The organism is Rhodoblastus sp., from assembly GCF_041915505.1.
Classification (GTDB): Bacteria; Pseudomonadota; Alphaproteobacteria; order Rhizobiales; family Beijerinckiaceae; genus Rhodoblastus.
The window spans coordinates 1-7890 of sequence record NZ_JAYSBG010000158.1; the positions used below are offsets into that span (position 1 = coordinate 1).

The 7890-nt window shown below is 67.2% G+C and carries 9 protein-coding genes and 1 pseudogene; 9 read left to right on the forward strand and 1 reads right to left on the reverse strand.

Going from position 1 to position 7890, the window contains the following annotated elements; translation table 11 throughout:
- The 5 genes and pseudogenes from ACE3S9_RS11135 to ubiA form a co-directional block, all read left to right on the forward strand.
- Positions 1-195, forward strand: a pseudogene (locus tag ACE3S9_RS11135) (short chain dehydrogenase); the annotation flags it as partial.
- Between the two features lie 55 nt (positions 196-250).
- Positions 251-1216 (forward strand): homoserine kinase, encoded by a 966-nt coding sequence (gene thrB, locus ACE3S9_RS11140; RefSeq protein WP_374546531.1) that lies wholly within the window; start codon positions 251-253, stop codon positions 1214-1216.
- On the forward strand, positions 1213-1683 hold the full coding sequence (gene rnhA, locus ACE3S9_RS11145; protein ID WP_374546532.1) for a ribonuclease HI: 471 nt from the start codon (positions 1213-1215) through the stop codon (positions 1681-1683). Before thrB ends, rnhA begins: the two co-directional genes overlap by 4 nt.
- 90 nt (positions 1684-1773) lie before the next feature.
- Positions 1774-2223 carry a hypothetical protein gene (locus ACE3S9_RS11150; RefSeq protein ID WP_374546533.1) on the forward strand — a complete coding sequence of 150 codons (450 nt, stop codon included), beginning with the start codon at positions 1774-1776 and terminating at the stop codon, positions 2221-2223.
- Between the two features lie 3 nt (positions 2224-2226).
- A complete protein-coding gene (gene ubiA, locus ACE3S9_RS11155; protein WP_374546534.1) occupies positions 2227-3171 on the forward strand; it encodes a 4-hydroxybenzoate octaprenyltransferase in 945 nt (314 codons plus the stop codon).
- Positions 3172-3177: 6 nt separating this feature from the next.
- On the opposite strand, the gene ACE3S9_RS11160 is transcribed toward ubiA, so the two are convergent.
- The gene (locus ACE3S9_RS11160; RefSeq protein WP_374546535.1) at positions 3178-3699 is read right to left on the reverse strand and encodes a DUF6101 family protein; all 522 of its coding nucleotides are present in this window, start codon (positions 3697-3699) and stop codon (positions 3178-3180) included.
- A gap of 261 nt (positions 3700-3960) precedes the next feature.
- On the opposite strand from ACE3S9_RS11160, the gene ACE3S9_RS11165 reads away from it, so the two are divergent.
- The 4 genes from ACE3S9_RS11165 (at position 3961) to lpxK (ending at position 7671) form a co-directional block, all read left to right on the forward strand.
- Positions 3961-4818 carry a 3'(2'),5'-bisphosphate nucleotidase CysQ gene (locus ACE3S9_RS11165; RefSeq protein WP_374546536.1) on the forward strand — a complete coding sequence of 286 codons (858 nt, stop codon included), beginning with the start codon at positions 3961-3963 and terminating at the stop codon, positions 4816-4818.
- An 18-nt stretch (positions 4819-4836) separates the two neighbouring features.
- Positions 4837-5073 (forward strand): DUF4170 domain-containing protein, encoded by a 237-nt coding sequence (locus tag ACE3S9_RS11170; protein WP_374546537.1) that lies wholly within the window; start codon positions 4837-4839, stop codon positions 5071-5073.
- A 209-nt stretch (positions 5074-5282) separates the two neighbouring features.
- The gene (locus ACE3S9_RS11175; protein ID WP_374546538.1) at positions 5283-6569 is read left to right on the forward strand and encodes a 3-deoxy-D-manno-octulosonic acid transferase; all 1287 of its coding nucleotides are present in this window, start codon (positions 5283-5285) and stop codon (positions 6567-6569) included.
- A gap of 37 nt (positions 6570-6606) precedes the next feature.
- Positions 6607-7671, forward strand: a complete 1065-nt coding sequence (gene lpxK, locus ACE3S9_RS11180) for a tetraacyldisaccharide 4'-kinase (RefSeq protein ID WP_374546539.1) — start codon at positions 6607-6609, stop codon at positions 7669-7671.
- The last annotated feature ends 219 nt before the right edge of the window (positions 7672-7890 follow it).

Genomic DNA, 7890 nt, shown 5'->3' on the forward strand with positions numbered 1-7890 from the left:
CCCCACGCCATTTTCACGGCGCCGAGCCGCGAGCTGACCGGACAATTCCTGATCGACGACGTCTTCCTCGCCAAATGCGGCGTGAGCGATTTCGACGCCTATCGCGTCGATCCCACCAGCCCGCTCGCGCCGGATTTCTTCGTGCCGGACGATACGCCGGTTCCCGCGGGCGTCTCGCTCAAGGCGCTGGTTTGACGCTGCGCGCGCGCACCGCTAACAGGGGGCGGGGCGCGGGAGCGAGTCGCGGACGATGGCGGTTTACACGGATGTCACGGACGAGGCCTTGTTCGCCTTCCTCGCCGGCTATGACCTCGGCGAGGTCCTGTCCTTCAAGGGCATAGCCGAGGGCGTCGAGAATTCGAACTATCTGCTCCATTGCGAGGGCGGCTATTTCATCCTCACGCTCTACGAAAAGCGCGTCAACGCCGAGGATCTCCCCTTCTTTCTCGGCCTGATGGAACATCTCGCCGAGCACAGCCTGTCCTGCCCGCTGCCGGTGCGGCGGCGCGACGGCGCGGCCCTCGGAACGCTCGCCGGCCGTCCCGCCGCCGTGGTCACCTTTCTCGACGGCGTCTCGACCCGCAAGCCGGACGCGCATCATTGCGCCGAAACCGGCCGCGCCTTGGCGCAATTGCACCTCGCCGGCAAAGGCTTCGGCCTTTCCCGCCACAATATGCTGTCGATCGCCCATTGGCCGGAGCTGTTCGCGGCCTCGCGCGCCCGCGCCGAAGAGGTCGCGCCCGGCCTCGCCGGCGAAATTGCGAGCGAACTGGAGACGCTGGCCCGCCTGTGGCCGTCCGACCTGCCGCAGGGCGTGATTCACGCCGACCTGTTTCCGGACAATGTCCTGTTCCTGGGCGCAAGGCTTTCGGGCCTGATCGATTTCTATTTCGCCTGCAATGACGCGCTGGCCTATGACCTCGCGATCTGCCTGAACGCCTGGTGTTTCGAGCCGGACGGCGCCTTCAACGCGACCAAGGGCCGCGCCTTGCTGCACGGCTATCAGAGCCTGCGCCCGCTGGCGCCCGTCGAGCGCGCCGCCTTGCCGGTCCTGGCGCGCGGCGCCGCCATGCGTTTCCTGCTGACCCGGCTCTACGACTGGCTGAACGTCCCCCCCGGCGCTTTGGTCAAGCCCAAGAACCCGCTCGAATATCTCGCCCGGCTGCGCTTCCATCAGACCATCGACCACGCCGGCGAATATGGGCTCGAACTGTGACGCGCCGCGTGGCGATCTGGACCGACGGCGCCTGTTCCGGCAATCCCGGCCCCGGCGGCTGGGGAGCGATCCTGACCTTCAATGGCGTCGAGAAGGAGCTTGCGGGCGGCGAGCCGGCGACGACCAACAATCGCATGGAGCTGCTGGCCGCCATTTCGGCGCTGGAGGCTCTGACCCGCGCCTGCGCGGTCGACCTGCACACCGATTCCCAATATCTTCGCCAGGGCGTCACCTCCTGGATGCATAATTGGAAGCGCAACGGCTGGCGCACCGCCGACCGCAAGCCGGTCAAGAACGACGATCTGTGGAAACGGCTGGACGACGCGGCCCATCGCCATGAAATCGCCTGGCATTGGGTGAAAGGTCACGCCGGAGACGCGATGAACGAACGCGCCGACGCCCTGGCGCGCGCGGGCATGGCGCCCTATCTGAAGGCTGGAAAAGGCGGAGCCGGCGGCGCGATTTGAGCCAAGCTTGCTTCGGGGTGGGGCTTTTTGCTAAACAATCGTTTGAATTTTGTGCAAATCCGGCGGGAGCGGCGCGACAGCGGAATGACAATGGCCCGAGCAATCAACGTTTCGATGCGTCCCTTTTTCCTTTTCGCGGCTTTTTTGCTGGCTATTTGCGCCTTTTCGGCCGGAGCGCGCGCGCAGGTCTGCAACGAGGACCTCGCCGGCTTCGGCAAGGAGCGCAACGCCGAAATCGAGGCTCTCAACGCGCTTTCCAAGGCGCATGGCAACAAGCTCGACCCCGTCGCCGCCTGCCCGCATCTGCGCAAGATGAAGGACATCGAGGGGAAAATGAGCGCCTACATGGCCAAGAACAAGGAATGGTGCAACATTCCCGACGATTTCTTCGAGAATTTCAAGACCAATACCGAACGCACCGCCAAGATCGCCGAACAGGCCTGCGCCCTTGCCGCGAAAGCCAAGGAAATGCAGCAGAATGGCGGAGGCGGCCTCAGCAACCTGCCGCCGCCGCCGAAACTGCCGGCCGGGCCGCTCTGAGCCATGGCTTCGCCATCGCTGGGCGCCGGCGCACTGCCGGACTCCAAAGCCTCCTCGATCTGGGCGCGGCTTCCCGCTGATTGGCAGCCCTATGTCCAGCTCGCCCGGCTTGACCGTCCGACCGGCTGGCAATTGCTGCTGGCCCCGTGCCTGTCCGCGACCTGCCTCGCCGGAATCTACCAGCTCCAGGCTCCGAATTATCTCCTGCTGCTGCTGTTTTTCATCGGCGCCGTCGCCATGCGCGGCGCCGGATCGACCTTCAACGACCTGATCGACCGCAATATCGACGCACAGGTCGAGCGCACGCGCGGCCGGCCTCTGCCCTCGGGACGGGTGAGCCCGCGCGGCGCGGCCTTGTTCATGCTGGCGCAATGCCTGATCGGGCTGTTCGTGCTGCTGTCGCTCAACCGCTTCGCCATCATCGTCGGCCTTTGCGCGCTGATCCCGGTGGCGGCCTATCCCTTCATGAAGCGCTTCACATCCTGGCCGCAGGCGATGCTCGGCCTCGCCTTCTCCTGGGGCGCATTGGTCGGCTGGGCGGCTGTGACCGGCGGCCTCGCGGCGCCGGCGCTGTGGCTCTATCTGTCCTGCATCGCCTGGACCATCGGCTATGACACGATCTACGCCATCCAGGACATCAAGGACGACGTCAAGGCCGGCGTGAAATCGACCGCGCTGCTGTTCGGCGACAATGTCGTGCTCGCCGTGGCTTTGTTCTATCTGGTTACGATCGTCTGCGCGGAACTGGCGCTGCTGTCGGCAGGCGTCGGCATATTCGGCCAGATCGGCCTGCTGGCCTTCGCCGGCCATCTGGTCTGGCAGATCCGCAAGCTCGGCGGCGCCGACGAAGCCATGGCGCTCCGCCTGTTCCGCTCCAATGGCGTCGCCGGCTTCATCCTGTTCGCCGGGCTGTTCGCGGAAAATCTGCTGTTCTATTTCGTCCGGTAAATCGGCTCACTCGTAGCAGACGATCTCGCGCTCGCCACGATGCACCGCCAGCGCGCGGCCCTTGGTGCCGCTCGTGCGCCGCGCCGAAATCATTGAGCGGCGGCCCTTCAGCGGCCAGCCACGGCGGCGCGGCTGGATTTCGCGCGCCGCGATTTCCCCGAACCGGTTTTCCACCACCGCTTCGCCGGCGGCCGTCCGCGTCAGCAGCGGCAGGCTCAGGGCCTGCGCCCAGGCGCGCCATTCGCGGCCGGCCTCGTCCTCGCTATGCGATTCGGTGAGCACGACATCCAGTTCGGCGTCGGCGTGCACCAAAGCGACGCGATAGACGAAGCCGCGCGCGCCCTCGCGCAGGCTGAGCGCGACGCCGCGATAGCTCGGCACGGGAACGGCCAGGCGCATGCGCACGCCGCCGACGCGGCGATCGATGGCGATCGCGTCCGGCCCCACGGCGATCTCGCGCAGGCCGTTGTCGGCGCGCGGGTCCTCGGCGACCAGACGGGTGAGGAAGGCGGCTTGGGTCGGGACCATGTCGGGCTCCTGCGGGAAAATTCCGCTGTTGACCCATGTTCGGCCGCGACCAGCCTCCGCCCTGCTAAGGAAATAGGCGGCATTTTAGCGAAACCGCCCGGGCGAAAGGCACAAGCAACGCCGCCTTAGCCCGACTGTTCAAATTGTCGGCAATTGGGTGGAAAGCCGTTCAAATCCGGCGGTTTCGCACTTGCGAAATTTCTTGCGCCGGGGCGTCATGACGGTTACACGAAATCAGATTTCCTCCATCAGGCTCGCGCTTTGTCCGATCTTGCCGTCTTCGCCCCGCTGCTGCCTCGCGTCGAGGCGATTGTGCGCGAGGCCGGAGGCATTGCGCTCGATTATTTCCGCCCCGGCGCGCCGACTCACGCCGAAGTCACCCACAAGAGCGGCGGCTCGCCGGTCACCGAAGCCGATCTACGGATCGACAATTTCCTGCGCGCGCAATTGAGCCTGCTCGCGCCCGATTTCGGTTGGCTGTCCGAGGAAACCGCCGATTCGCCCGACCGGCTCGGCCGCAAGGCCTTGTTCGTGGTCGATCCCATCGACGGCACGCGCGGTTTCGCCTCGGGCGATCCCTGCTTCGCCGTCTGCGTGGCGCTGGTCGCCGGCGATCGGCCGGTGTTCGGCGTCGTCCACGCGCCCGCGCTCGACGAGACCTTCGTCGCCTCGGTTGGCGGCGGCGCCCGCCGCAACGGCGCGCCGATCGCGGTTTCGACCCGGCGCGAACTGACCGGCGCGCGGCTTTCGGCGCCGGATTCCATCGCCTCGGATCTCAAGCGCGCCGGCCTTTCGTTCCGTCAGCAGCCGCGCCTGCCCTCGCTCGCCATGCGTCTGCTGCGCGTCGCCGACGGCGCTCTCGACGCCGCGCTCGCGCGCAAGAACAGCTATGACTGGGACATCGCCGCCGCCGATCTGATCCTGCACGAAGCCGGCGGCGTGCTGACCGATTTCTCCGGCCAAACGCCCTCCTACAATCGGCCGGAGCCGAGACATCCCGCGCTCGTCGCGGGACCGCCCGGCCTGCAGGCCGAGTTGATCCGGGCGGCGCGCGGCGGTGCGGCCGGCGCCTCGCCGGAGGCCCGCACCGCACAAGCCGCGCCGGCGCCCCGCCCCTGAAAATGAAGGACTGAGCGAATGAGCCATGAAGTCGAGCCCAAACAGCTGTTGCATCTGGTTTTCGGCGGCGAGTTGAAAAATCTCGAAACCACCGATTTCAAGGATCTGAGCCAGATCGATTTCGTCGGCATGTTTCCCGATCACAAGAGCGCCCACGCCGCCTGGAAGGCCAAGGCGCAATCCACTGTCGACAATGCGCAGATGCGCTATTTCATCGTCCATCTCCACCGCGTGCTCGACCCGTCCAGGGACTGAGCCGCATCCCCGCCGAAACCGCCCTCGCAATTTCCCCCGGCCTGCGCTATCTGTCGCGATATGAACGACGGAGGCGCGCCGGGAATTCTCGCGTCTTCGCCGCCTTTCGGCCCGAATGATCGTTCAGTTTGCCGCCTCTTCCGCGCGACCCCGCCGCGAAGGCGGAAGCCGACGACATTCCAGAACAAGAAGAACGAGACCGGACTGCAATGAGTTCTGCGGTTTTGCTGCCTGTTTACCGCGCCGCCGCCAGCGGCCTCGCGCCGTTCAGCGGCCTCTTCCTGTGGCGACGCGGCCGCAAGGGCAAGGAAGACCTCAAACGGATCGAGGAGCGGCGCGGCGTCGCCGGACTGCCACGCCCCGAGGGCCGGCTCGCCTGGCTGCATGGTGCCAGCGTCGGCGAGGGCCTCGCTCTGCTGCCGGTGGTCGAGCGCCTGACCGGCAAGGGGTTTCACGTCCTCGTCACCACCGGCACGGTCACCTCCGCCCGCATTCTGGCGCAACGGCTGCCGGCCGGCGCCACCCATCAATTCGCCCCGCTCGACGCTCCCGCCTTCATCGCGCGCTTCCTCGACCATTGGCGCCCCGACCTGTTCATTCTCGCGGAATCGGAGATCTGGCCAAACACGATCTGCGCGGTCCAGGAGCGCGGCATTCCGATCACCCTGGTCAATGCCAGGCTGTCGCCGCGCTCGTTTGGCCGCTGGCGACGCTTCCCCGGCTTCATCTCGACCCTGCTCGGCAAGATCGACCTGTGCCTCGCCCAGAGCCAGGACGACGCCGCGCGGCTGCTCCAGCTCGGCGCGCCGCGCGTCGACGCCATTGGCAATCTGAAATATGACGTCGAGCCCCCGCCGGCCGATCCAGCGCGCCTCGACGAACTCGCCAGGCAAATCGGCCCGCGCCCGGTCTGGATCGCGGCCTCGACCCATCCCGGCGAGGAGGCTTTGGCCTTTCGCGCCCACAAGGCTGTGGCGGCGCGTTTCCCCAATCTGCTGACCGTTCTGGCGCCGCGTCACCCGCATCGCGGCCCCGAGATCGCCGCCGAGGCGCAGGCGGCGGGCCTGCAGGCGGCGCTGCGCTCGCGCGGCGAGCCGATCACGCGCGCGACCCAGGTCTATATCGGCGACACCATCGGCGAGCTCGGCCTGTTCTACCGGCTGTCGAGCGTGATCTTCATGGGCAAGTCGCTCGCCGGCCATGGCGGCCAGAATCCGATCGAGCCGGCCAAGCTCGGCTCGGCTATTCTGCACGGCCCCCATATCGGCAATTTCATCGACGTCTATGGCGCGCTCGACAGCCATGGCGGCGCCGTCGCGGTCAAGGATGTCGACGCGCTCGCCACGCAGCTCGAAGCTTTGTTCACCGACGCGCTGTTCCTGCGCCGCACGGCGGAGGCCTCGCGGCGGGTCGTCAGCGAGCTTGGCGGCGCCGCCGACAAAATCATGCTGGCGCTCGAACATTATATCGCGCACATGATTGTATCTCGCCAATAGGGCTTCTAGATTTAAACATCAGAGCTTGCGAGGTCCCATGCGCGCGCCGGATTTCTGGTGGTCCGCGACGCCCGGCCTGTTTGGCCGGACGATGACGGCGGTCCTCTCGCCCTTAGCGGCGCTTTACGGGCGGGCTGTGACCCGCCGGATGGCGCGTCCCGGGTCGCGCGTCAGCGCGCCGGTCATCTGTATCGGCAATTTCGTGGTCGGCGGCGCCGGCAAGACGCCGACCGCGCTGGCGGTGGCCCAATGGCTGAAACGCGCCGGCGAAACGCCCTATTTCCTGTCGCGCGGCTACGGTGGCGCACTGAGCGCCGACGGCGGCGCCCATCTGGTCGACCAGCGCCGCCATTGCGCCGCCGAGGCCGGCGACGAACCGCTGCTGCTCGCCCGCGTCGCCCAGACCGTGGTGGCGCGCGACCGGCCGACCGGCGCCATGCTCGCGCTCGCCGGCGGCGCCAGCCTGATCGTGATGGACGACGGCCTGCAGAACCCCAGCCTGCGCCGCGATTTCGCCTTGGCGGTCATCGACGGGGCGGTCGGTTTCGGCAATGGTCGGCTGCTTCCGGCCGGCCCTTTGCGCGCGCCGATCGAGCTTCAGCTTCAGCATACGTCGGCGGCTCTGGTGATCGGCGAGGGCGAGGCCGGCCGCGCCGCCGGCGCCCTGTTCGAAGCCGCCGGCAAGCCGATCTTCCACGGCCGCCTCGCGCCCGACGCCAATGCCGCCTTGCGGATGCTCGGCGCGCGGGTGGTCGCCTTCGCCGGCATCGGCCGACCACAGAAATTCTTCGATTCGCTGACGGCCTGCGGCGCCAAGCTGGCGGCGCGGCACTCGTTCCCGGACCATTACCCCTACCGGCCCTCCGACATAGCCGCGCTGCAGCGTCAGGCCGAGGCGCTCGACGCGCTGCTGGTGACCACCGAAAAGGACATGGTCAAGATCGCGCCGTTCCTGTCGGCGCTGCGCCCCGATCTGCCGCAGCCCGAGGCGCTGCCGGTGGTTCTGGTGGTCGAGGAGGCGGCGGATCTGAAAAGCCTGATTCTCGACGCGATGGCCCGTTCGCGCGCGTCAGGCCAACGATCGGGACAAGTGGAATATTGACGGCGGCGCGCTCGTGCGTCGAAGACGAAGCGAAGGACAAGCGAGCGCATGCAGGACCCGATCAACGCGATCGCGATTTTCGCGATCCTGTGCGCCAGCGCGGCCGTCGGCTTCTACATTCATCCCCGCCTGCCGGAGCATCATCGCTCCGGCGCGTCGATGGCCCTGGTCCAACTGGTCATCATGCTGCTGGTGAATTTCACCGCGATCGTGCTCGGG

Excerpts from the sequence above, each read along its gene's own strand:
- ACE3S9_RS11175 (WP_374546538.1), top strand. The coding sequence starts at position 5,283 with ATGAGTTCTGCGGTTTTGCTGCCTGTTTACCGCGCCGCCGCCAGCGGC.
- ACE3S9_RS11150 (WP_374546533.1), top strand. The coding sequence starts at position 1,774 with ATGGCCCGAGCAATCAACGTTTCGATGCGTCCCTTTTTCCTTTTCGCG.
- ACE3S9_RS11170 (WP_374546537.1), top strand. The coding sequence starts at position 4,837 with ATGAGCCATGAAGTCGAGCCCAAACAGCTGTTGCATCTGGTTTTCGGC.
- lpxK (WP_374546539.1), top strand. The coding sequence starts at position 6,607 with ATGCGCGCGCCGGATTTCTGGTGGTCCGCGACGCCCGGCCTGTTTGGC.
- ACE3S9_RS11160 (WP_374546535.1), bottom strand. The coding sequence starts at position 3,699 with ATGGTCCCGACCCAAGCCGCCTTCCTCACCCGTCTGGTCGCCGAGGAC.
- thrB (WP_374546531.1), top strand. The coding sequence starts at position 251 with ATGGCGGTTTACACGGATGTCACGGACGAGGCCTTGTTCGCCTTCCTC.
- ubiA (WP_374546534.1), top strand. The coding sequence starts at position 2,227 with ATGGCTTCGCCATCGCTGGGCGCCGGCGCACTGCCGGACTCCAAAGCC.